The organism is Cytophagaceae bacterium ABcell3 (assembly GCA_030913385.1).
GTDB lineage: Bacteria > Bacteroidota > Bacteroidia > Cytophagales > Cytophagaceae > ABcell3.
The window spans coordinates 1,283,121-1,307,951 of the sequence record CP133159.1 but is presented as its reverse complement, the minus strand read 5'-3'; the positions used below and the strand labels follow the sequence as shown (position 1 = coordinate 1,307,951).

The window sequence follows — 24,831 nt, the reverse complement described above, 5'->3', positions numbered from 1 at the left end:
AATATATGTGCCGGAAGTAAAATTACATCTTATAAACTTTTTATTAGCACATTATTTCATAATATATTTATAAATTGCTAAATTCCAGATTCAACTTAAAACATTGTAATACATAATATAACCAGATAGACTGTATGGAACCTAATAAGGAAAACAAAAACGACATCAAAAAAGACCCTATAAAGAAACCAGGCGTAACCAAAAAACCGGTCAAAGAAACCTCTACTAAAGCTAAAGAAGAAAAAAAAGAGAAAAGTGGCAGTAAGTTACCGCTTATCTTACTCATTTTCTCACTTCTTATAAATATCGGTTTAATTGCAGGGCTTGTACTAATAAACAACTCCAATACAGCACAGGAATCAGAAATACGTGAGTTAAGGGCCGAGATTGGAAAAATAGACAGTGAAGTTTCTACTAAAGCCAATGAGCTATCTGAAATAAGAGATGAATTAGACAGGATCAGGGCTGAAAGAGATCAGCTAGGCTTGGAAAACTCAGACCTTGATGCCAAAATTGCTGAACTGAACAACACTATCACCACGCTAAGAAGATCTTCAGCGCTTACCTCTAAATCTAAAAAAGAAGTTGACCAACTAATATCCAAATTGCGCAAAGAAATTGCAGAGAAAGATAAAGAAATAGCCAAACTGCACCAGGAGAATGATAGCTTGTCAACTAACATAAGTCACCTTAATGAGGAAAAGCTACAATTAGGCGACTCTCTATCTACCACAATGAAGGCGTTAAAAGATGCATCTATCCTAAAAGCTGAAAACCTAGAAATCCTAGGCGTAAAATCGAACGGCAAAGAAATGGACAAGCCTACATTGAGGGGCAGAAGGGTTGAACAGTTAAGGATTAACTTCAATTTAGCTGACAACAAGGCAGCTAAAAAAGAAAAGAAAAAGTTCTACGTGGCACTTGTGTTGCCTTCTGGTGAAACCTTCTCTGACATAGCCAATGGTGGTGGGACAACTACCCTGGCCGATGGCACAGATATTTTCTATACCCTTAGCCAAAACATTGACTTTGATAATACTGGCCAGCAGCTAACATTTGATATGCTAAAAGGCTTTAACTATACTGAAGGAAATTATTATGTAAACATATACTCTGAAGGTCATTTAATCGGCGAAGGAGGATTTAGCATTAAATAACATTGTCAAAACCATAAAAAAGAGGCAGCTAAATTATCTTTTAGCTGCCTCTTTTTTGTTAGCTCGTCTTTCAAATTCAACCAGATTCAACTGGAATGAAGCTTAAATTTCTTGATATCGAAAGAATATGCTTTATTCCACTTATCACTTTTATTAAATTCAATTACAAAGTGCAGGTCACGAACGGCAAACGCCATAAGTGCCGCCCCTGCAAATACAGACCCTAATATCATACTGGTAGTATATCCAGACGCAACAATTTTTCTGGCTGCCGAATCACTTAGTATGCCTGATTCTTTCTTATGCTGACCATTAATTTTAAATGCTTCTTTGGTCTTTTTGGTCAGGCCTTCAATTTTAGTAAATAATTCCATACCTCTTCCTTTTTATATTTAACCGGTAAGGAAAAGATTAGTTTATATACAAGCATTGACAAATTGCTATTATCAAAAACCCTCCGCCTTATCATCTCCCCGAGGGTCTGCGCCTCCTTCGAGCGTATTATCAGGACGAACTAAAACAGCATCTACACGACCTAAGCCTTCTATAGCCGGCGCTATCCGGTGACCTTTGGCCAAGAGCTCAAAAACAGATGAGAATCGCATAGATCCCCATTCTGCCAATATCCAGTTAGGCCTCCATTGGTGGTGAAAACGTTCTGCATTAACCGCCCCTTGCATGGGAAAATCAAAAGTAGTTACATTGAGAATTGTCTGGTAAACCGTGGTTATAATCGTTGAGCCACCTGGACTTCCTAATACCATAAAAAGCTGATTGTCCTTTTCTACTATAGTAGGTGTCATAGAGCTAAGCATACGTTTTCCAGGAGCAATGGCATTCGCTTCTCCTTCTACCAAGCCGTAAATATCAGGATGTCCAGGCTTTAGGCTAAAATCAGCCATTTGATTGTTCAATAAAAAACCTGAACCAGCTACAACCACCCTAGAACCATAAATGCTATTCAAGGTAGTAGTTCCAGCAACGGCATTTCCCTCTGGGTCTACAATAGAATAATGTGTAGTGGAATGGCTTTCTGCAAAAAAAGGTTCTCCCGCATAAACCTCATCACTATCTGTAGCCTGACCCATAGAAAAGTCAGCCATTCGCCCCTTTAAATAATCATCATCGATAAGGCCGTCCAAAGGAATGTCCCAAAAATCTGGATCACCCAAATGCCTGGAACGGTCCGCATACACCCTTCTGCATGCCTCGGTCATAAGATGGATGCTTTGGGTGGAATTCCACCCCCATTTAGCCAAAGGATAACCCTCTGTAATTTTGAGCAACTGAAGCAAACCTGTTCCGCCAGCAGAAGGAGGAGGCATTGAAATGATTTTACAATCTTTATATTTGCCGGCCACAGGTTTCCGCCAAACAGAACGGTAAGAGTCCAGGTCTTCCAAGCTGATAATACCTCCCCCTCTTTCCATTTCAGCAATTAAATTTCTAGCAGTAACCCCTTCATAAAAACCAGCCCTGCCATAATTGCGAATTAGCGCCAATGTCATGCCCAATTCCTCTAAAACCAAAGTATCTCCCGCCCGCCAGCGATCGTTAAGCATGTGTTCCGGCCTAACAGTGCTATATTCTTCCAAGTCATCCATATAGCGGTTCAACTTTTTTGCTTCCTTCTTGGTCAAAGGGAAACCATGCAAGGCAAGATCAATAGCAGGCTGCAACAACTCTTCCCAAGGCTTGCTGCCATATTTCCGATGAGCATTTACCATACCATCTACAGTGCCGGGCACCCCAGCAGACAAATGACCTCGATGACTTTCTTCTGAAATGGGTTCTCCTTCCTCATCTAAGAACATATCTCTGGAAGCAGCAGCAGGAGCTACTTCCCTATAGTCAAGGGCATTTGTTTCTCCATCTTTCGTTCTAATGACCCAAAAACCTCCCCCTCCTATATTGCCCGCATCTGGGTATACAACCGCTAATGCAAATTCAACAGCAATAGCAGCATCAAAAGCATTTCCTCCGGTCTTTAAGATTTCAACCCCTACTTGGGATGCCAAAGGGTGCGCGGTAACCACCATTGCTTTCTCTCCCACAGTCCCCTCTTCAGAAAGATCACTGTGCGCACAACTAAGCAGTAAAGTGGCACAGAACAAAAAAATATAAGATTTAAGCTTCAAAAATCCCATTAAAAATTTTAGGGTTACCCATTTAGATATCTTATGTGTTATTAGCTTACCTAGGCTCGCTTAGTTACTTTTGCCTCGCCGGCAGGGCCTTACTTTTTTTCTTAGACAAAAAAAGTAAGCAAAAAAGTCAAGGCCTGTGATGAAATTTGCTAAACTTTATAACCATTACGCTATCCCGATAGCTATCGGGATGAAACCCACCCTCCTTGCGTCGGGCTCAAACAGCAAATTTTTTGGCCGCTCCATGCTTATAAAGTTCTTAACGCAATTTCATCAATGGCCGCTTTATTTTCTAACATTAGCACATATCGCCATTAAAAAGCAATTTATCGTACAAAAAAACTTATTACTTCCTAGAGACTTAAATGGGTAATCCTAAAAAATTTTACTACTTTTATAAAATATACCACTCAATATAAAAAAAACAAACAATTATAAAAGGTTTACAAATTAGCTATGTTCTACAGAAGAAACCAGGTCAATAAAAAAGCCTCCCGAAATTAACGGGAGGCCTTTTTATTTATGTGTTGTTACTAAACTTAGTTTGCTGCTTCTATTTTTCGGGCTTTATCCATGTTCTTGATCGCCGTCTGGAAGACTTCATCATATTTGTTTATAACAGGGTAGAAACCCCTGTTACCCCAAACACTCCGAGCGATATAAGCCTTTACATTTGTCCGCATAAACTCTTTAGAACGCTTAAACTCTTTTTCTTTATACTTAATATCAACTTTTTTGCCCATTTTCACAAGGTCCTGAAGCATTTCATCTGTAACCACAAAGTCTCTCAGATAATCTTCAAACTCCATAGCCTTTAGTTTCTTTTTGTTGCTATTAAAGTAGTCAAGCGTATACTCTCTGATAATATTTTTATTAAACAGCTCCGCCAAATAATTGGTGTACATAGAAGTGTCTCTCGGCACAAAAATATCAGGCATAATTCCACCACCGCCATACACAGTACGCCCTGCTGCGGTTGTATATTTCAAGCTGTCGTCAAAACGTATACTGTCCTTATGGAAAAACTCACCATGTTTAAAACGCTTAGACAAGTCTGAGGCATAGTCTTCATCCTCGCTGTATGGCTTTTGTATACTTCTGCCGCTAGGAGTATAATACCTCGAAATTGTCAGTCTCAACTCGGCACCATCGTTCAGAGGTATAGGCATTTGAACCAAGCCTTTACCAAAAGACCTTCTACCAACTATGAGTGCACGGTCATGATCCTGCAAAGCACCAGAGACAATTTCTGAAGCAGAAGCACTTCCTTCGTTTATCAACACGACCACCGCTCCTTCTTCAAAAGAACCTTTAGTATTTGACTCAATACGCGAGTTATACCGAGCATCTTTTCCTTGGGTATATACGATCAGTTTGTTTGGAGGCAAGAAATCATCTACCATTTTCGTAGCACGATCCATATACCCACCAGGGTTGTCGCGCAAGTCTAAAACTAATTGCTCCATACCTTTAGATTGAAGTTCTTTCATCGACTCCTTAAACTCCTTGTAGGTACTTGCAGAGAACCTGCTTATTTTGATATACCCAGTTTTATCATCAATCATATAAGTTGCGTCAACAGAATATGTAGGGATTTTATCACGCACAATGGTAAAGTCCAGTGGGTTTTTAGAACCTTTACGAACCACACTAACTTCAACTTTGGTACCTTTCTTACCCCTCAACATGCCAAAAACATCCATATTAGAAATGCCTTTGCCTGCTACATTCTCTCCATCAACTGTCACAATTTTGTCACCGGCCATTAAACCTACAGATTCAGAAGGGCCACCACTGATGGGGGCAATAACAAAGATGGTGTCTTTAATAATGTTAAATTCTATCCCTATTCCTTCAAAATCACCTTCCAGTTGGGACCTGGCCACATCAATATCTTTTTTAGGAATATATGCGGTGTGAGGGTCAAGCTTCTCAAGCATTTTCACAATAGCGTGATCCACCAACTCATCAATATCGACCGTATCGACATAGTCCTTTTGGATATAAGTTAAAATTTCAGCAAACCGCATATAGTTAGACACTATATTGCTTTGTTTACCATTGTCAAAAAGTGTAGCTCCTATAAAAATCCCACACACAATTGCCAGGGCCAACATAAAAGGAAGCCTTATATAGAACTTTCTGTTTTTGATTTTACTCACTGAATTAACGTTTAATTAAAAATATATGGGTAATTTACTAACCTGTAAAGGAAAACAAAGTTATATAAAATATAAACTTTTTCTATCTAACAAACAATGTACCGAAAATATAATTCCATACAAATACAGAAATTAAAACTTTTTATAATAAACTGGCACGGATTTTCCTTATTTTATCTTTATAAAGTTATTTTTGAATAAATTTTATCTAATTAAACCAAAACCTGTCAGTAAAAAAAGCATTTTTTTGAAGCAAACGCTTTCTCATATCATTATTCTCCTTGTATGTGTCTTAACTAGGCTATTGACTACGGCCAATTATGTTGAAGATACCGAAACTATGAATTTCATATTGGGCTTTATCAATTATGATATTGCTTCAGGCACGCCTGCTTTACCAGGCTATCCTATTTTATATACAGTCATCAATAGCATAAACTTCTTCACCCATTCTTTATCCACCGCATTTGCCGTTGCAGGTGGTATAAGCACATGGCTTATCATATATTACACTTCCAGAATATTAAGGGTCACCTTATTCTCATTAGAAGGTGGACTAACTGGCTTTTTGATCTTTTTCAATACAAGCATTTGGCTTATGGGAAATAAATTCCTTCCCGACCTGATGGCTCTGGCTATAGCGCTACCTGTTTTTTACTACCTTCTGGTTGACAACTTCAAAGCAAGATACCTTTATAAAGGCTGGTTTCTAGCAGGTCTTCTTCCAGGAGTAATGTTTTCATACATCCCTTTGATAGTATTACCTGCAATATACGCACTGGTCAAAAAAAGAAGGTTTATCTGGAGTATCCCGTTTTTGCTTACTGGCATTCTTTTGTGGTTGGTCCCTTTCACCATATATATTGGTCCCAGCCAATTATGGGCTTATACAGAAATGTATTTCAATTCACTGATGCTGACAGCCGGGACAGCAAACACTGGGCCTGGATTTATAGAAATTCTGGAAGGTATTTGGGCTGAAGGGCTTACAGGTTATATCCCAGGAAGAAACTTATTGGCTATATTTACTTCTCTGCCTGTCATAGCCTTATTGTTTTTCGGATTAATGATTACCCTAAGCTTTGGCCATAGCAAACCTAAAATGTTAATTGGCCTGGCATCATTGTCACTGTTTCTTATCTTTTCCTATATATTTAGGGACAGCAACAATCTTCACAGGCACATTTTGCCATTTCTTCCTTTTTTAATGATCTTTATTTGCTACGGAATTATCTATTTCCTAGTGAATTTTAATTTCATGTTGATTAAAGTAATTATTTCATTGTTTCTTATATTATATGTATCGCTCAATACAGGTGTAGTTTCGGACAACAGTAAACCGACAGCCATAGCCTCTATGTCTAAAAGGTTGCTCAAAAAAGATCTTTCAGATGTTAGGATAGTTTCATATCCCCAAATAAATCAGTACCTCAAAGATTCAGGTGTAGAGGCTGCATCTTTTGAAGACAAAGGCGCACTATTGCAAGAAGATGAACTACACAACACACTGCTGCTGCTCCCAGAAGGATACCCTGTGCCAGACAATTATTCAGAAAGAATTACAGAAAAGCACAACCCAATGATTAACAGGCAGTGGACACAACTCACTTTATATAATTATAAATAACATGCCTAGGATCGTCGCCATAGACTATGGAACCAAAAGGACTGGACTCGCAGTAACAGATCCGATGAAAATAATTGCCACTCCCCTAGAGACAGTGCATTCATCTAAACTTATAGAATTCCTCAAAACCTATGACTTAAGCGAGGGAATAGAATCTTTTGTAGTGGGCATGCCAAAAACGCTCAAAAATATTGAATCTGAAAACGCACGGCATGTGCACATCATGATTAAACATTTAAAGAAAGCCTTTCCCGAAAAAGAGGTATTTCTTGTAGATGAGCGCTTTACTTCTTCTATTGCTTTAGATGCAATGCTGGCAGGCGGCATGAGCAAAAAGAACCGTAGGGACAAATCAAATGTTGATAAGATTAGCGCAACTATTATATTGCAGTCTTTTCTCGAAATGAAAAAATAATTATTATACCCCTTTAATAAACTTAAGTAAGAAAATGATATATCCCATAGTGGCATACGGAGATCCCATTTTAAAAAAACCAGCTTCTGATATTGAAAAAGGCTCTGTTGATGTTAAGAAATTGTCCGATGATATGTTTGAGACCATGTATGCATCGCACGGTGTAGGTTTAGCAGGCCCTCAAATTAACAAATCTCTCAGAATTTTTGTGGCCGACGGATCTGGATTGGATGAAAGCCTTACTGATTTCAAAAAAACATTTATCAATCCTGAGATTCTTATAGAAAGTGAAGAAGAATGGGAGTATGAAGAAGGATGTTTGAGCATTCCAGGCATTCGCTCTACTGTCACAAGACCAGAAAGTATAAAAGTCAAATATTTTGACACCGACTGGAATGAACATATAGAGGAGTACGATGGCATAGCTGCCAGAATTTTCCAACATGAATATGATCATCTAGAAGGTATTTTATTTGTAGACTACATGTCAGGGCTCAGAAAAAATTTGCTTAAAGGAAAGCTGTCCAACATCAGCAAGGGCAAAGTAACAGTAGATTATAAAATGAAGTTTCCAGTGAGGAAGTAATATGACTTTTTCCAGCAAATTACCCAATGTAAACACCACCATATTTACCGTCATGTCTAAAATGGCGGCAGAACATAATGCCATTAATATGGCCCAAGGCTTTCCTGATTATTCGTGTGACGATGAGCTGGTAGACCTTGTATACACTTATATGAAGGCAGGTTTAAACCAATATGCTCCCATGGCTGGAGTAGCCCTGCTTCGGGAAGCTATTGCTGAAAAAATAAAACTATGCTATAATGCGCAGGTAAACCCGGAAACAGAGATCACGCTTACCTGCGGCGCATCTGAAGCTGTATATACAGCAATATCTACAGTAGTCAAGCCAGGAGATGAGGTAATTGTATTTGAACCAGCCTTCGACAGTTATGTCCCTGCCATACAACTCTGTGGCGGGAAGCCTGTATTTATAGAAATGAATTGGCCGCACTACAAACCAGATTGGGACTTGGTACGAAAAGCAATAAACAAGCGCACCAAACTTATTATTATCAATTCGCCCCACAACCCCACAGGTAGTACCCTAGCGCCACATGACCTATTGCAACTGGAAGAGATAGTTACAGAATCAGGACTTTTTGTCCTCAGCGACGAAGTGTATGAACACATCACTTTTGACAACCTTACACATGAAAGTATCCTAAAACATCCAGGGTTGCGAGACAGGAGTTTTACTGCATTTTCCTTTGGTAAAACCTATCATACCACCGGATGGCGCATGGGCTATTGCGTAGCGCCTGCACATCTGACTGAAGAGTTCAGGAAAATCCACCAGTACATCACCTTTAGTATTCCTACCCCCATGCAGTTTGCCATGGCAGATTTTTTAAAGAAAAAAGAACACTATCTTAAGCTTCCTGATTTTTACCAAAAGAAACGGGACTTTTTCAATACAGCACTCAAGGAGTCTCGCTTTTTGATAGAGCCATCAGAAGGCACATATTTCCAACTGGCGAACTACAGTCACATTTCCAAAGACAGTGATGTAGTAATGGCAGAAAAACTTACTAAAGAAAATGGCATAGCATGTATTCCAGTGTCGACCTTTTATCACAATAAAAAAGACGATAAGATCTTAAGGTTCTGCTTTGCCAAACAAGAAGGTACACTACGAAAAGCAACCGATATTTTATGCAAGATCTGAAAGCCACATTGATCCAAAATCCATTAACCTGGCAGGACAAAACAGCAAACTTGGCAAATTTCGAGGAAAGAATTTGGCAGATAACTGAGCAACCAGACCTAATTGTTTTGCCGGAGATGTTTAACACAGGCTTTACCATGCATGCCCAAGAGGTAGCCGAGCCAATGAACCTGACGACATTTAAATGGATGAAACAAATGGCTGCCCAGACACAAGCAGTAATCACCGGAAGCTTTATAGTGAAAGAAAACCACAACTTTTACAACAGACTGGTGTGGATGCGCCCTGACGGAAGTTATGAATGCTATGACAAAAGGCACCTATTTCGGATGGCTGGCGAGCATGAAGTTTTTTCACCAGGCAAAACAAAAACCATAGTAAAACTCAAAGGCTGGAATATTTTGCCTGTTGTTTGCTACGACCTCCGTTTTCCCGTATGGCTAAGGAACAGAAACAACGAGTACGACCTGCTCATTTGCATTGCCAACTGGCCCGAAAGCCGTAGCATCGCTTGGAAAAGTTTGCTCCAGGCAAGGGCTATTGAAAACCTATCGTATGTAATAGGTGTAAATCGCATAGGAAAAGATGGGAATGACATCAGCTATTCGGGTGACTCAGGTGTATTCTCGCCCAAAGGTGAACTCATATATGCTTGTGACAATCATGAAACAATACAAACAGCAATCTTGAACAAGGAAAGCCTAGATAGCTTTAGAAAAGCTTTTCCTGCGTGGCAAGACGCTGATGACTTTACATTAGGTAATTAGGGCCTGCTGAAAAAGTCACAAGTGTGCAAGATACGCATGGCCTTACATGAAGACGTATTGGAATACTTCGAATGTAAGGCCATAAAGTAGATTGTGCGCTTGTGGCTAGCCCAAAAAAAATATTGGATTAAACCTGAAATACGCATTAGATCTTCTATTGCGTGGCAAAATAACTTCAAATCAGACGCTTCGCTCGCATTTGGTTTTTAACCATAGAACCACTATGCTTTACAAACCAAATACGCTGATTTTTTGCTCTTTTGCCCCTCATAACGAAATCTAATGCATAATCCAGGTTAAAAGTTTCTCAATTTACTGTGCACGGAAAAATAAGAAATAACCGAAAAACCCTTGCACCTATACCTCATAATTTTTATACAAATATAAACAGATCAGTATTTTGGGCGTTTTTCAGCGCGCCCTAATTAATGGAGCAGGTGTTCCCTGCCCATAGCCCTGATCAGATGGGCGCCCAAAACAGTATCACGCTTCATGTCATAGATCATCCAGTCCTCAACCTCTGATATGTGAAGTTTCACCTGCTCTCCCAACTGGATTTTCCTTAACATCTGAGGCTGGTTTCCCAGTATGCCTCTAATGGTTTTATCTTTAATATTGACCACCTCTACCCACATATGTTCCGAAAGGTTCCCTTCAGTAAATTCGGCCTTAACAGAAAAAAAGAAAGAGGTATCTTTTTGCCTCTGCTGAAAAATAGCTATAAATTCCAACATAGAGAGTGAGGCATCATGCTTTGCCTTGACAAAGCCTAAGTCATAATTATAATGAGACACATCAGAATGATCGTCCATAGGTGAGTTTCCACACCCACTAATAATTATTGAAAAGAAAAGCAGTAAACCTGTTACCCTACCCATAGTTGACGGATTGTTCCGATGTAAATAAATATTATGAATTTTTTCCCAGAGAATCTGCACTACAAGCCTCACTTACCATTCATTGTTCTCCAGTCAAACAATGCTTTACTATACTAATTACGAAGTATCTCCAACTTAGGTCGAAAAAAGCCGCTATTTCTAACCGTCCCATCGCCTGTGGCCTACTAATCAGAGAATAAACAAAGTCACTTCTAGAAAGTTTTTTAGGTAACGAAATACTTTTTTCTATGCATAAGTACATAATATTTTTCTTCTGTATACTCACGTTAGAGGCATCCGCCCAAATGAACCCTGTAACGCTTGATGGGCTGGACGATCAGGCATTCCAGCGTAATGACATACTAATAAGCCCAGGCGTATCATTTGCCTATTTCAGAGGGGAAAGTTTTGATCACTCTAGGGAGCACGGCAGTTTACCTCCTGCGTCCATTAATGTAGATTACGGAATAACCGATTTTTTAAGTGCAGGTATATTGGGAGGCTGGAACCAGAGGCTTTATACACATATTCCTACAGATCAAGAATATGCAATAGACAATATAATATTTGGCGTAAGAAGTTCATTCCATTACTTACATCTATTGGAAAAGCTGCATGATAGCAATTTGCACTCTGACCGATTAGATTTATACATAAGCATCTCAGGCGCATATAGAACCAGAGATGTAACAGTAATTGATCTAGAAGAAGAACCAAGTCCTTACCTGATTGGCGCTACAGCAGGTGCTAGGTACTACTTTTATAGAGGTTTTGGATTGTTTGCAGAAGGTGGTTACGGCATATTTGGCTATGGTACAGTAGGGCTTCAATTCCGACTTTAACCTGGATTATGAAACCCGAGCAACTAAAAAGAGCTGCTAGTCCTGCAAAAAATCGTAAATACGGCTACTTTGATCACCTTCTGAGGCATAAACATGCGTCAAAGGTGACAGGAGTTTGTCCAAAACAGCATTGTCCCCTATAGTCAATACCATGATATTGTCTTTCTTTTTATAAAGGGTTTCCATAAATTTTCTAAAACAGAGCGTCCCGTCTTCTGTACAAGATTCAAAAAGAACTACACTTTTTTCACTTTCCTTTACCAAAGAGGCTACATGTTTCAGGTATTCCCCATCAGAGAAATTATCTGCATCCAGCAACACTAGATCTTCTGCTTTTGTAAATTTGCCTTTAACAGCAGAAAGCTTATTTTCGAAAATAAACTTATCTTTCGGTATAATTTTTAAATGTAAAAGAACCTTCATTTTTCAGATGGGGTTTTATTGACAATATAACTTTTTTAAAACTTTACAGGAATGGCAGTTTCAATAGAAAACCTTTATCAAATTTACAAGAAAAGCACAGGAGTAAGTACAGATACAAGGAACATTCAACAGGGAAATATTTTTTTTGCATTAAAAGGCCCAAGCTTTAATGCCAATGAATTTGCTGAAGATGCCTTAAGCAAAGGAGCTGCTTATGCTGTAGTAGATGATCAGAAAGTTGTAAAAGATGAGCGTTTTTTATTGGTAGACAATGTTCTTGACACGTTACAGAAACTGTCTAGGCACCATAGAAGACAATTTTCTATTCCGTTCATCGCCATTACAGGTTCTAATGGCAAAACTACTACCAAAGAGCTCGTAAACACAGTCCTTGCTGCCAAATATAAAACATATGCCACCAAAGGCAACCTAAACAACCATATTGGCATCCCCCTCACCTTATTATCCATTGCCACTGACACCGAAATAGCCATTATAGAGATGGGCGCTAACCATCAGCAGGAGATAGCCGGTTATTGTAAGATAGCCGAACCTACCCATGGCTTAATTACTAATATTGGCAAAGCCCATTTAGAAGGTTTCGGAGGCATAGAAGGCGTAAAAAAAGGAAAAGGTGAACTATATGACTACTTATTAGAAACCAATGGTACCGCTTTTGTCTATTCCGAAAATGAGGTTCTCCTTTCTATGTCCAAGTTCAAAGAACCCATCATGTATCCAGGGGAAAATGATTTCTACCACTGTGAGTTAGTATCGGCAGATCCTTTTGTAAAGCTCAAAACTGAGAACAACAACACAGTAGAAACGGCGCTCATAGGGGCGTATAACTATGAAAATATAGCAGCGGCACTCTGTATTGGAAAATATTTTAAAGTGCCAGCACAGGACGCTGAAAGAGCCGTAGCCTCTTATGTCCCCCAAAACAACAGAAGCCAAATCGTAGAGCAAGGCACGAACCATATCGTATTGGATGCTTACAATGCTAATCCGTCTTCAATGAAAGTTGCCATTCAGAATTTCAAAAAAATTGCAGCAGACAAAAAAATTGCCATACTAGGCGATATGTTAGAACTCGGTTCAGAAAGCCCTGCCGAACATAGGGCCATTGGCGACCTTCTAAAAAATGCTGGGTTTACCAAAGTCTTCCTTTGTGGCCCGCATATGAAAGAAGCTGCTGCCGTAATGCCGGATGCAGAATATTCAGAAAAGAGAGACGCGCTGGAAAGCAAACTCAAATCGCTGGCACCAAAACATTGCCATATTCTTATAAAAGGTTCCAGGGGTATGGGACTTGAAAAATTATTGGAGGTACTTTAAATGCTTCATAAAACCAAAGGGGTAGTTTTAAATTTTATCAGATATAGAGAAACCTCTATTATCAGCAAAATATATACTGAGCAGTTTGGACTTAGGACTTATATCATCAATGGCGTTAGAAGCAAAAAGCCGGGAAGCCGTATTGCTTTCTTCCAACCGCTCACCTTACTAGACCTAGTGGTTTATCATAATGAAAAAAGGGAAATAAACCGGATTTCAGAAATCAGGTGCAGCAAACCTTATTCAGGCATACCTTTTGACCCAATCAAAACCTCTATTGCAATCTTTCTAAACGAAATATTGGCCCGCACACTTAAAGAAGAGGTTCCCAACCAAGAGCTGTTTGACTTTATATCATTAAGTTTTTCGTGGTTTGATGATGCAGAAAGTAGCTTTAGCAATTTCCATTTACAGTTTTTATTGAAATATGCTGGTTTACTAGGATATTACCCTGCGGCATCGGAAGATATTTATCATGGGTTAAATCAAGATGAAACTCAATTACTGGAAGCGCTGATCCAGCAAAGGTATGATAGTCAAATCATATTAAACGCTGGCATGAGGCGACGCCTTTTGGATGTCATTTTAAGGTTTTACGCAGCACATATAGACAACTTTGGAGAAATGCGGTCCTTAAAAATCCTACAAGAGATAATGTAAAAAAAGCCGGCTTTTGACCGGCTTTTTCTATAGTTTTAAAGTTTTAAATCAAGCACCTGGTGCTTCCCTTAATGTAATAGTCCTTTCGGAAGGGTTAAACTCAGTGTCCACTAAATTACCATCTGCATCAAGAAGTTCTAATTTTATATCTACCTCGCCCATTGGTAAACCTTCCATTACAAATGGACACCATCTGACCAAGAGAAATTCATTACCATCCACAGTCGCACGAACTTTATATCCATTTTCAGACAACTCAGCATTTACTAAATAAAAATCAAGCAAAACGGCTTCTGCCTCTACTCCCACATATTCATCTTTAGGACGGCTATAAAACAAGAAAGGCTTTGTTAAATCTACTTCCTCAGCGTCTACATCTCCAACAGTAAATTGTCTCAGTACATAGGCATCATTATGTTTTACACTTTCGTGATAAGAACGAGATAAGAAAGACAAAGAGACATAATGCCCAGGGTCTAATGTTTCAGTAAAGTTTGTTTCATACCTGGCCAGGTAAGGTTGATTGTTCAAAATCAGGTGAATATGTTGCCCTTTTTCAGAATTGCTGCATCTAGGACATGCTGTGGTGTCTGTTGGGTGCCCAAGTCTAAAATTGGTAATTTCATAATCAAACGTAACAGTTTCTTCATCGAAAGAAGCATCCTCTTCTGGCTGGTTCATTTCTAGAATACCATCGGCAAATTCAGGAGAATCTTCAAGAGGGGTAATGCTAATGCCTCCGACTTCAACAGTAGTATCTTTTACGACATGGTATGCGTCTACATCCCTACGGGTACGGTCTTGTTCCACAGTGTCAGTTGCTATGACAGTGCCATTTTCAGGGTCAGGTTGCTCGCAGGCAAAAAATCCCAAAAAACCTATAAAAATCAAGTATGACTTTTTCATATCTTCATCATGTTTACAAATTAGAAAAATAAATTTATCTTGTAAAAGAAATGGTATCAATTGAAAAACGCAAACAAATTATATAAACCAAACAAAAAACTTATTGTTTTTAGCTATAAACATATTTTTTGCAATCGTATAACAAATATATCACCCATAAAATACTAGGGGAAGAAGTTACCGACACCCGAAGAGTAAGATATTTGATCTTTCTGCGAGATGTATTTCTTCTTACTGTTACCTCTTTTGGTGGCGCTCAGGCCCACTTGACTTTGTTTTTCAACACTTTTGTAACAAAAAGAAAGTACCTGACCGAAAAAGATTTAGTGGAATTAAATTCATTCTGCCACATACTCCCAGGCCCTGCGTCTACCCAAATCATAACAGCCATAGGGTTCAAGCTTGGAGGGTATCGCTTAGCATGGCTCACGCTATTTGTTTGGATTTTGCCTACTACCCTTCTAATGATTTTTGCGGCAATGAGTATATCTTGGCTCCAGCGCCATGATATATCTATCACTTTCACCCGATTTATACAACCGATGGCAGTAGCTTTTGTAGCATGGTCTGCTTATAAAATCAGCAGCTATTCCGTCCAGACCAAAACCAGTCACTTTATATTTATCATTGCTGCCATAGCCTCATACTTTATCAGGTGGCCTGGTATTTTCCCTGTACTTTTGATACTGGCAGGGTGCGCAACAGCTATACGGTTCAAAAAACACCCTAAAGAAGAAAAGTCGGGGCTTTCCATTAGCTGGAAAAGTTTGCTCATTTATTCTTCCATTTTTATTGGGGCGGCGTTTATCGGTCATGTGACAGACCTTAAAATAATACGGCTCTTTGAAAACTTCTTTCGGAATGGCAGCATTATTTTCGGTGGGGGGCATCCATTAAGTGCTTTGCTTTACAAAGAGTTTGTACAGTTTAAAGACTATCTATCAGCAGAGGAGTTCCTCTCAGGATTTGCGCTTCAACAAGCTTTCCCTGGCCCTATTTTTTGCTTTACTGCCTTTATTGGCGCGCTTTCAATGAGAGAGTTTGGTTTTTGGGGTGAAGTAGGCGGAGGATTGGTCGCTGCTGCGGGCATATTTTTACCTGGAACTTTACTTATCTTTTTTATGGTGAATATCTGGGAAAAGCTAAAAAAATACCGGGCAGTAAAAGCCTCCCTCGAAGGAATCAATGCGGCCAGTGCAGGAATAGTTACAGCAACAGCCCTATTGCTTTTTACAACCTTAGGAGAGCCTTCTCAAATGACATTTTTAAACTATGGTGTTTTTATAGCCACACTTTTGACATTGCTATTAACCAAAATTCCCCCTCCCTATATAATTATAGCTGGACTTTCTGCCGGATTTATCTTCTAACCTGGATTATGCATTAGATTTCGTTATGAGGGGCGAGTCAATAAATCAGCAATTTTGAGTCGCCAATGAATAGCAGCAATTATGGTTAAGATACAAATATAAGCTAAACAACTGATCTTAAGTCATTTTCTACGTAGAAAACTCTGGGCTAAAAGTATTTGGGGAGGGCATAGAGCATTTTCAGCAGCTCAATACCCTCCCCATATATCCTGTAAAAAGTATTCTTACTGATAAACCTTATGCTCCAATAGGTTCATCAAATATTTGCCGTAGCCACTTTTCATCAAAGGCTGGGCAAGTTTTTCAAGCTGCCCTTCATCAATATATCCCATATGAAAAGCGATCTCCTCTATACAGCCAATTTTTAAACCTTGACGTTCTTCTATAGTCTGTACGAAATTTCCAGCCTGCATTAAAGAGGTAAAAGTACCCGTGTCTAACCACGCATCTCCCCTACTAAGAATGCCTACTTTAAGTTTACCGTCTTTTAAATACGCTTTATTAACATCTGTTATTTCCAACTCCCCTCTGGCACTAGGCTTTAACCCTTTTGCAATTTCAATAACTGAATTGTCATAAAAATACAAACCAGGTACTGCATAGTTGGATTTTGGTTTGGTAGGCTTTTCCTCAATAGACAATACAGTATTGTCGCTGTTAAACTCGACCACACCATACCGCTCTGGATCATGGACGTGATACGCAAATACTACGCCTCCTTCAGGGTCATTATTGCTTCTTAACAGGTCGCTCATGGCGGTACCATAAAAAATATTATCACCCAAAATCAGGGCTACTTTATCCTGACCAATAAAATCCTCCCCTATAACAAAAGCTTGGGCAAGTCCTTCGGGTTTAGGTTGCTCGGCATAGGTAAAGCTACAGCCTAAGGAAGATCCATCTCCTAAAAGTTTTTTGAAATTAGGAAGGTCATGCGGAGTAGATATGATCAGTATTTCCCTAATACCAGCCTCCATCAAACTTGCCAATGGATAATAAATCATAGGTTTATCATAAACAGGCATAAGCTGCTTACTTACAGCAAGCGTCAATGGGTGAAGTCTTGTTCCGGAACCACCGGCTAATATAATTCCTTTCATAAAAATCAGTTTTGGTTTAGATGTTCAAAATTTTTCTTAAACCATTCAAAAGTTATTGACAGCCCATCTTTTACATTAAAATAAGGCTTATAATCTAAAAATTGTTGGGCCTTACCAATATCGGCAAGACTATCTTTTATATCTCCCGGTCTAGGGGATTTATACTCAGGCTGTATCGTGATACCACTAACCTCTCCTATAAGCCGAACAAGCCCATTTAGGCTGGTTTGTTCTCCTACAGCGATATTGTACACTTGATTGACCGCCTCATTATTGTCGGTCAAGGCTGCAAGTACATTTGCCTGTACTGCATTTTCAACAAACGTAAAGTCGCGGCTTTGCAAACCATCTCCGTTAATCTCAGGAGCAGCATGGTTCAGCATTTTATTAATAAACAGCGGTATTACAGCAGCGTATGAACCTTCAGGACTTTGCTTGGGGCCAAAAATATTAAAGTACCGCAAACCAATTGTTTCTATGCCATAAAGCCCTGAAAAAACATTTGCATAAAGCTCATTTACATATTTACTAACAGCATAAGGCGAAAGAGGTTTACCAATATGCGCTTCGACCTTGGGCAACCCTGGATGATCGCCATAAACAGAAGAAGAAGCTGCATACACAAAACGTTTAATGCCATTTTCCTTCGCAGCATTCAACATGTTCAAAAAACCAGTAACATTAACTTCATTAGTAGTCACCGGGTCTTTTACACTACGAGGCACAGACCCTAATGCTGCCTGATGCAAAATAATATCAATACCTTCACAGGCCTTATTGCAAGCGTTTTGACTTCTAATATCACCTTCTATAAACTGGAAATTACCATATTGAGCAAATGCTTCAATATTAACATAATTACCAGTGGAAAGGTCGTCTAAAACAACAACCTTTCCTGCACCATATTTCAATAAGTATTCCACAAGGTTGGCACCTATAAAACCAGCACCTCCTGTAATTAAAAAGGAATACTTACTAATGTCCTTTCGATGATATTTTCTTTCGTACATCAAAATTATTAAGCACTGTACTGCTTATCATAATATTGCTGATAAGCACCAGACGTTACATTTTCAAGCCACTCAGTATTTTCAAGATACCAGTCAACTGTTTTCTCAAGCCCTTCTTCGAAATTAAGTGAAGGCACCCAACCTAGCTCATCTTTAATTTTGGTTGCATCGATAGCGTAGCGCATATCATGGCCTGCACGGTCTTTAACAAAGGTAATAAGCTTCTCAGATTCACCTTCAGCCCTTCCCAGCTTCTTATCCATGATTTTGCACAGAAGCTTAACAAGGTCAATGTTTTTCCATTCGTTATGTCCACCAATATTATAGGTCTCACCAACTTTTCCTTTATGAAAAACTACGTCTATGGCCCTGGCATGGTCTACAACAAACAGCCAATCCCTTATATTTTCCCCTTTTCCATAAACCGGCAGTGGTTTATTGTTCTTAATATTATTGATAGACAGTGGTATCAATTTTTCTGGAAACTGATTAGGGCCATAATTATTAGAGCAGTTTGTCAGCACCACCGGAATTTTATAGGTATTATGGTAAGCCCGCACAAAATGATCTGAACTAGCTTTAGAGGCAGAGTAAGGCGATTGTGGATCATAAGGGGTATCTTCTAGGAAGTAGCCTTCCTTACCCAAAGAGCCATAAACTTCATCTGTTGAAATATGGTAGAACAAATGGCCGTCAAAATTGTCTTTCCACAGGCTTTTAGCAGCATTTAACAGGTTTACCGTACCCACTACATTAGCAAATATAAAATCCATCGGGTTGGTTATGGACCTGTCAACGTGCGACTCTGCCGCCAAGTGAAGGACACTGTCAAACTTATACTTATCAAAAAGTTGCGTAACAAAAGCTGTATCAGCAATATCACCTCTAACAAACTCATAGTTTGAGGCATTTTCAATATCTGATATATTAGCTGGATTGCCTGCATAAGTCAGCTTGTCCAGATTTACAATTTTATAGTCTGGATACTTATTTACGAATAATCTTACCACATGAGAGCCGATAAATCCTGCTCCTCCTGTAATCAGAATTGTTTTCATGCTATTTCCACATTTAAATTTTTCAAATTTTTCTGCCAGTTCCATGCATCTTTCATGCAATCCTCTATATTGTATTGAGCCTCCCAGCCTAACATTTCCTTAGCTTTCTGGGTACTGGCATAGATCTGTTCCACATCCCCACTTCTTCTTTCCCCTATATAATAGTTAAGCTTCTCGCCTGAAACTTTTTCAAAAGCTTTAATTACTTCAAGCACAGTATTCCCTTGTCCTGTTCCAACATTAACAATTTCATGGACAGGTGCTGAAATTTTTTCAAAAACCTCCAAAGCTTTAACATGGGCAGAAGCCAAGTCGCATACATGAATATAATCCCGGATACAAGTACCATCAGGGGTATTATAATCGCCACCAAATACAGTGAGCTTCTCTCGCTGACCTGCCGCGGTTTGTGTGATATATGGTACCAAGTTATTAGGAACCCCTAAAGGCAATTCTCCAATATGCCCCGTAGGGTGTGCGCCGATAGGGTTAAAGTACCTTAGAGAAACAATACCTGCTTTTTGGTTAGACACTAAATAGTCGTCTAGAATCTCTTCACAAATTTTCTTTGTATTTCCATAAGGCGACTGTGCTTTACGAGGAGTGCTTTCGTCTACAGGCAGTTTATCAGGCTGCGCATAGACAGTACATGAAGAAGAAAAAACCAGCTGGTTTACATCAAACTCTTCCATAACTCTCAACAGCGTAACAAGTCCACCAACATTATTATGATAATATTTTAAAGGCTCTTTAACAGACTCCCCTACTGCTTTGAAGGCTGCAAAATGAATGACGCCCGAAAACTTCTCTTTTCTAAATACTTCTTTAAGTGCTAGATAATCTGTACAGTCTACTTTATGGCAAGGCACATCTTTGTGGATGATATTTTTCAACCCATCCAATACAGAAGCCAATGAGTTAGAAAAGTTATCTACGATAACCGGTTCATAGCCTGCATTAATTAACTCCACCACTGTGTGTGACCCTATAAAGCCAGCCCCGCCAGTTACCAATATTTTTCCCTTGCTTGTCATAAACTCCAATATTGATATTTTGTAATTGTTTTTCTAAACCAACCTTTAATATCTATAAAAGCCCCCTTTTTCTTCAGAAAAGAGTCAAAATCAGTTTCTATCATGCCAGCATACTCTTTATGCATAACGGCAACGATCACCGCATCGTAATCTTTCTTAGGTTTTACTGTCAGATCCAACCCATACATATCCTTGAGTTCTTCTGCCGAAGCTTTAGGATCCGAAATATCCACCTGAAGGTTATATGACTGTAGTTCTTTAATCATATCAACCACTTTGGAATTTCTGATATCGGATACATTTTCTTTAAAAGTAACCCCTAAGACCAATACTTTGCTACGGCGAATGTTTTTATCATCCGCAATTAACATTTGCACCAGTTTTTTTGCAACATAAGCGCCCATGTTGTCATTGGTAGCCCTGCCGCTCAAAATCACATTAGGATTATAGCCTAATGACTTAGCTTTATATGTCAAATAATATGGGTCTACACCTATACAATGCCCTCCGACCAGACCAGGCGTAAACCTAAGAAAATTCCATTTAGTACCAGCGGCCTCGAGTACGTCATACGTATTGATATTCATTTTATCAAAAATGATAGACAACTCATTCATTAAAGCAATATTCAAATCCCTTTGTGTATTCTCAATAATTTTGGCCGCCTCAGCCACCTTGATTGATTTTGCCCGATAGGTCCCAGCTTTCACCACTATTTCGTATGTCTTGCATATAACCTCCAAGGACGCACCATCGCAACCAGAAACTACTTTAGTAATACGGGACAATGTGTGTTCTTTATCGCCTGGATTGATCCTCTCAGGTGAATAACCACATTTAAAATCCCGAATATATTGCAAACCTGATTCACTTTCCAAAACAGGTACACATTCCTCTTCAGTGCAGCCTGGGTAAACCGTAGACTCGAACACCACATAGTCCCCTTTTTTCAATACCTTACCCACCGTTTTAACAGCGGACAGCAAAGGCTTAAGATCAGGCAAATTAAAGGCGTCTATGGGAGTAGGAACAGCAACAATAAAAAAATTCACCTTTTCCAGATCTTTGCTGTTATTGGTGAATTCAATATCACAGTTTTCAAAATCTTCTTTGCTCAGTTCGCCACTCGGATCAATGCTCGCCCTCATCATATCAACCCGTTCAGGATTGATATCAAACCCAACGACTTTTACTTCTTTTGCAAATGCTAAAGCGATTGGTAAACCAACATACCCTAACCCAATAACCCCTAGATATACCTCCTTGTTTACTAATTTCTGATACATTTATCTTTCAGGCGATTCGTTCCACCAAATTATTGGCCATCTTATACTTAAATCCACTCTCAGGACAAGCAGCTATACCTTCACTGTCAAAAGATAGCTTATGCCCATGTTCGCTCATCCAACCTTTTTGCCTGGCGGGATTGCCCATGACCAAAGCATATTGAGGAACGGATTTTGTAACTACCGCTCCCGCCCCTATAAAAGCATATTTCCCTATGGTAATACCACAAACAATGGTGGCATTGGCTCCTATGGTAGCTCCTTTACAAACAAGAGTGGGTGTGTATTGACCACGCCTGTTTATAGCACTTCTCGGATTTAAAACATTGGTAAAAACAACAGAGGGGCCAAGAAAGACTTCATCTTCGCATGTTACACCTGAGTATACAGAAACATTGTTCTGGATTTTTACACCATTGCCAATAACCACATCAGGAGAAACAACAACATTTTGACCAATATTACAATTCTTACCAATCCGGCAACCGGTCATAATGTGGGAAAAATGCCAAATTTTTGTACCTTCTCCTATGCTACATCCTTCATCCACTACGGATGAAGAGTCGCAAAAATATTTTAGATCATCCATACAAGATGATTTGTTCAAAATCAATAAAACTCTTTAGGGGTCAAGTCCTGCTCCGGAAGAGATTTAAAATATTCATAAGTAATTTTAAGACCATCGGCCCTGTTCACCTTAGGCTCCCATCCTAAAATTTCTTTGGCACGGGCAATATCAGGCTGACGCTGTTTAGGGTCATCTTTAGGCAATGGCTTGTAGATCACCTTTTGCGAAGTACCAGTCAACTTAATGATCTCTTCTGCAAATTCACCGATAGTAATTTCACTAGGGTTGCCCACATTAACAGGGTAAACATAGTCGCTCATCAACAAACGATAAATACCTTCAATCAAATCATCAACATAGCAAAATGAACGCGTTTGCGAACCATCTCCAAACACCGTCAAATCCTCGCCCCGAATGGCCTGACCGATAAAGGCAGGCAATACACGCCCGTCATTTAATCTCATACGTGGGCCATAGGTATTAAAGATCCGCACGATACGGGTTTCTACACCATGGAAGGTGTGGTAAGCCATGGTCATAGCCTCCTGAAAACGTTTGGCTTCATCGTATACCCCCCTTGGCCCAATAGGGTTTACATTACCCCAGTAATCTTCATTCTGAGGGTGTACCAAAGGGTCACCATAAACTTCAGAGGTAGATGCCACAAGAATACGAGCATTCTTAGCTTTTGCCAGCCCCAAGCAGTTATGCGTCCCTAAAGATCCTACTTTTAATGTCTGAATAGGAATTTTCAAGTAGTCTATAGGACTAGCAGGAGAAGCAAAGTGTAAGATATAATCCAGATCACCAGGCACATGAATAAATTTTGAAACATCACAGTTGTAATATTCAAAATTTTCTAAATGGAAAAGGTGTTCTATGTTTTTTAAATCACCAGTAATCAGGTTGTCCATGGCAATGACATGGTACCCTTCTTTTATAAACCTATCGCAAAGGTGGGAGCCAAGAAAACCAGCCCCCCCTGTAATTAATACTCTTTTCTTACCAGACACAATATTATGATTTTACAGTTTCAGGTTGTACAATTTCACGTCCTATAGACTCGTAGTGGTATCCTTTATCTTTCATAGTAAAAAGGTCAAAAACATTTCTACCATCAAAAACTACTTTACTGGTAAGAAGAGAATCCATCCTGTTAAAGTCTGGCGTTCTAAACTCTGACCATTCAGTAACTATAATTAAAGCGTCTGCACCACTTAGTGCATCATAGGCATTGTCATTGTACTGAATCTTGTCACCTAAAATTCCTTTTACATTTTCGATAGCTTCGGGGTCAAAAGCAGTAATTTCTGCACCCTCTTTCAATAAAGCATCTATTAGATAAAGCGAAGGCGCCTCCCTAACATCATCAGTATTAGGCTTAAAGGCTAGACCCCACATAGCAAACTTCTTACCTTGTAGGTTACCATTATAGAAAGCTTTTATTTTAGGGAATAAAGCTGTTTTCTGAACATGGTTGACTTCCATGACAGACTTAAGCGTCTTAAAGTCATACTCTGACTCTTCAGCCATTTTAACCAAAGCCTGTACATCTTTAGGGAAACAGCTACCACCGTAACCGATACCAGGGAACAAGAAGCGTTTTCCAATACGGCTATCTGTACCCATACCTATACGTACCTGATCAACATTTGCCCCTAACCTTTCGCACATATTGGCTATTTCGTTCATGAAAGTGATTTTCATAGCCAAGAAAGAGTTTGCTGCATATTTGATCAATTCAGCAGACCGCTCATCAGTAAAGATCAACGGGTTACCAGATCTCACATAAGGCGCATATAGCATTTCCATTACTTTTCTGGCTTTTGGCGAACTTGTACCCACCACTACACGGTCAGGTTTCATAAAGTCGTCTACAGCCACACCTTCTCTTAAGAACTCCGGGTTAGAAACTACATCAAAGTCAACTTTGGCATTTTTAGCTACCCTTTTCCTTACTTTTTCAGCAGTACCTACAGGCACAGTACTCTTGTCAACAATAACAGTATATTGTTTAAGCATTGGCCCTAACTCTTCAGCCACCCCAAGTACATACTTTAGGTCAGCAGAACCGTCTTCTCCTGGAGGCGTTGGCAAGGCAAGAAATATAATTTCTGCACCCTCTATACCTTCTTCTAAGCTACTGGTAAATTTAAGACGTCCCTCATTTATGTTCCTTTCAAAAAGAATTTCCAGTCCAGGCTCATATATTGGCATTACGCCACTTTTAAGTTTTTCAACTTTTTTTTCATTGTTATCTATACAAGTAACAAAGTTTCCAGTTTCAGAAAAGCATGTTCCCGAAACGAGGCCAACGTATCCCGTGCCTACTACTGCTATTTTCATACTTACA

24 protein-coding genes are annotated in these 24,831 nt (G+C 39.3%); 10 read left to right on the top strand and 14 right to left on the bottom strand.

Going from position 1 to position 24,831, the window contains the following annotated elements; genetic code table 11:
• Positions 1-134 precede the first annotated feature (134 nt).
• Positions 135-1,157, top strand: coding sequence for a hypothetical protein (locus RCC89_05450; GenBank protein ID WMJ72608.1), 1,023 nt, complete (start codon positions 135-137; stop codon positions 1,155-1,157).
• 86 nt (positions 1,158-1,243) lie between these two features.
• On the opposite strand, the gene RCC89_05445 is transcribed toward RCC89_05450, so the two are convergent.
• The 3 genes from RCC89_05445 to RCC89_05435 form a co-directional block, all read right to left on the bottom strand.
• Complete coding sequence (locus tag RCC89_05445; GenBank protein ID WMJ72607.1) at positions 1,244-1,531, bottom strand: hypothetical protein; 288 nt, start codon at positions 1,529-1,531, stop codon at positions 1,244-1,246.
• 72 nt (positions 1,532-1,603) lie between these two features.
• Positions 1,604-3,304 (bottom strand): gamma-glutamyltransferase, encoded by a 1,701-nt coding sequence (ggt, locus tag RCC89_05440; GenBank protein ID WMJ72606.1) that lies wholly within the window; start codon positions 3,302-3,304, stop codon positions 1,604-1,606.
• Positions 3,305-3,843: 539 nt separating this feature from the next.
• The gene (locus tag RCC89_05435; protein WMJ72605.1) at positions 3,844-5,466 is read right to left on the bottom strand and encodes a S41 family peptidase; all 1,623 of its coding nucleotides are present in this window, start codon (positions 5,464-5,466) and stop codon (positions 3,844-3,846) included.
• Between the two features lie 340 nt (positions 5,467-5,806).
• Between RCC89_05435 and RCC89_05430 the strand changes: the two genes are divergently transcribed.
• The 5 genes from RCC89_05430 to RCC89_05410 are packed head-to-tail and all read left to right on the top strand — an operon-like array spanning position 5,807 to position 10,005.
• On the top strand, positions 5,807-7,093 hold the full coding sequence (locus RCC89_05430; protein ID WMJ72604.1) for a hypothetical protein: 1,287 nt from the start codon (positions 5,807-5,809) through the stop codon (positions 7,091-7,093).
• A 1-nt stretch (position 7,094) separates the two neighbouring features.
• A complete protein-coding gene (gene ruvX / locus RCC89_05425; protein WMJ72603.1) occupies positions 7,095-7,508 on the top strand; it encodes a Holliday junction resolvase RuvX in 414 nt (137 codons plus the stop codon).
• A gap of 34 nt (positions 7,509-7,542) precedes the next feature.
• Complete coding sequence (gene def, locus RCC89_05420; protein ID WMJ72602.1) at positions 7,543-8,094, top strand: peptide deformylase; 552 nt, start codon at positions 7,543-7,545, stop codon at positions 8,092-8,094.
• A gap of 1 nt (position 8,095) precedes the next feature.
• Positions 8,096-9,238, top strand: coding sequence for a methionine aminotransferase (locus RCC89_05415; protein ID WMJ72601.1), 1,143 nt, complete (start codon positions 8,096-8,098; stop codon positions 9,236-9,238).
• A complete protein-coding gene (locus RCC89_05410; GenBank protein WMJ72600.1) occupies positions 9,226-10,005 on the top strand; it encodes an amidohydrolase in 780 nt (259 codons plus the stop codon). Before RCC89_05415 ends, RCC89_05410 begins: the two co-directional genes overlap by 13 nt.
• Positions 10,006-10,430: 425 nt before the next feature.
• Here the strand turns inward: RCC89_05410 and RCC89_05405 are convergent, their stop codons facing one another.
• Complete coding sequence (locus RCC89_05405) at positions 10,431-10,883, bottom strand: DUF2314 domain-containing protein (protein ID WMJ72599.1); 453 nt, start codon at positions 10,881-10,883, stop codon at positions 10,431-10,433.
• Between the two features lie 248 nt (positions 10,884-11,131).
• Between RCC89_05405 and RCC89_05400 the strand changes: the two genes are divergently transcribed.
• Positions 11,132-11,725, top strand: a complete 594-nt coding sequence (locus RCC89_05400) for a hypothetical protein (GenBank protein WMJ72598.1) — start codon at positions 11,132-11,134, stop codon at positions 11,723-11,725.
• 36 nt (positions 11,726-11,761) lie between these two features.
• Here the strand turns inward: RCC89_05400 and RCC89_05395 are convergent, their stop codons facing one another.
• Positions 11,762-12,148 (bottom strand): hypothetical protein, encoded by a 387-nt coding sequence (locus RCC89_05395; protein WMJ72597.1) that lies wholly within the window; start codon positions 12,146-12,148, stop codon positions 11,762-11,764.
• Positions 12,149-12,199: 51 nt separating this feature from the next.
• Here RCC89_05395 and murF point away from each other — a divergent pair, with 51 nt between their 5' ends.
• Together murF and recO are read left to right on the top strand one after the other, a co-directional pair.
• Positions 12,200-13,486 (top strand): UDP-N-acetylmuramoyl-tripeptide--D-alanyl-D-alanine ligase, encoded by a 1,287-nt coding sequence (gene murF / locus RCC89_05390; protein ID WMJ72596.1) that lies wholly within the window; start codon positions 12,200-12,202, stop codon positions 13,484-13,486.
• Positions 13,487-14,146, top strand: a complete 660-nt coding sequence (gene recO, locus RCC89_05385) for a DNA repair protein RecO (GenBank protein WMJ72595.1) — start codon at positions 13,487-13,489, stop codon at positions 14,144-14,146. It begins immediately after the preceding gene.
• Positions 14,147-14,194: 48 nt separating this feature from the next.
• Here recO and RCC89_05380 read toward each other — a convergent pair whose 3' ends face one another.
• Positions 14,195-15,052 (bottom strand): hypothetical protein, encoded by an 858-nt coding sequence (locus RCC89_05380; GenBank protein WMJ72594.1) that lies wholly within the window; start codon positions 15,050-15,052, stop codon positions 14,195-14,197.
• Between the two features lie 128 nt (positions 15,053-15,180).
• Between RCC89_05380 and chrA the strand changes: the two genes are divergently transcribed.
• Positions 15,181-16,422, top strand: coding sequence for a chromate efflux transporter (gene chrA / locus RCC89_05375; protein ID WMJ72593.1), 1,242 nt, complete (start codon positions 15,181-15,183; stop codon positions 16,420-16,422).
• Positions 16,423-16,646: 224 nt separating this feature from the next.
• Here the strand turns inward: chrA and rfbA are convergent, their stop codons facing one another.
• The 8 genes from rfbA to RCC89_05335 are packed head-to-tail and all read right to left on the bottom strand — an operon-like array spanning position 16,647 to position 24,824.
• The gene (gene rfbA, locus RCC89_05370) at positions 16,647-17,522 is read right to left on the bottom strand and encodes a glucose-1-phosphate thymidylyltransferase RfbA (GenBank protein ID WMJ72592.1); all 876 of its coding nucleotides are present in this window, start codon (positions 17,520-17,522) and stop codon (positions 16,647-16,649) included.
• A gap of 5 nt (positions 17,523-17,527) precedes the next feature.
• Positions 17,528-18,532, bottom strand: a complete 1,005-nt coding sequence (locus tag RCC89_05365; GenBank protein ID WMJ75643.1) for an SDR family oxidoreductase — start codon at positions 18,530-18,532, stop codon at positions 17,528-17,530.
• Between the two features lie 8 nt (positions 18,533-18,540).
• On the bottom strand, positions 18,541-19,590 hold the full coding sequence (gene rfbB / locus RCC89_05360) for a dTDP-glucose 4,6-dehydratase (protein WMJ72591.1): 1,050 nt from the start codon (positions 19,588-19,590) through the stop codon (positions 18,541-18,543).
• Positions 19,587-20,624 carry a UDP-glucose 4-epimerase GalE gene (gene galE, locus RCC89_05355; protein ID WMJ72590.1) on the bottom strand — a complete coding sequence of 346 codons (1,038 nt, stop codon included), beginning with the start codon at positions 20,622-20,624 and terminating at the stop codon, positions 19,587-19,589. Before galE ends, rfbB begins: the two co-directional genes overlap by 4 nt.
• Entirely contained in the window at positions 20,621-21,910 is a 1,290-nt protein-coding gene (locus RCC89_05350) for a nucleotide sugar dehydrogenase (protein WMJ72589.1), read from the bottom strand. The genes galE and RCC89_05350 overlap by 4 nt, the downstream gene beginning before the upstream one ends.
• Before the next feature lie 7 nt (positions 21,911-21,917).
• Entirely contained in the window at positions 21,918-22,499 is a 582-nt protein-coding gene (locus RCC89_05345; protein WMJ72588.1) for a DapH/DapD/GlmU-related protein, read from the bottom strand.
• Positions 22,500-22,519: 20 nt separating this feature from the next.
• The gene (locus RCC89_05340; protein ID WMJ72587.1) at positions 22,520-23,491 is read right to left on the bottom strand and encodes an SDR family oxidoreductase; all 972 of its coding nucleotides are present in this window, start codon (positions 23,489-23,491) and stop codon (positions 22,520-22,522) included.
• A 4-nt stretch (positions 23,492-23,495) separates the two neighbouring features.
• Positions 23,496-24,824, bottom strand: coding sequence for a UDP-glucose/GDP-mannose dehydrogenase family protein (locus RCC89_05335; protein ID WMJ72586.1), 1,329 nt, complete (start codon positions 24,822-24,824; stop codon positions 23,496-23,498).
• Positions 24,825-24,831 lie beyond the last annotated feature (7 nt).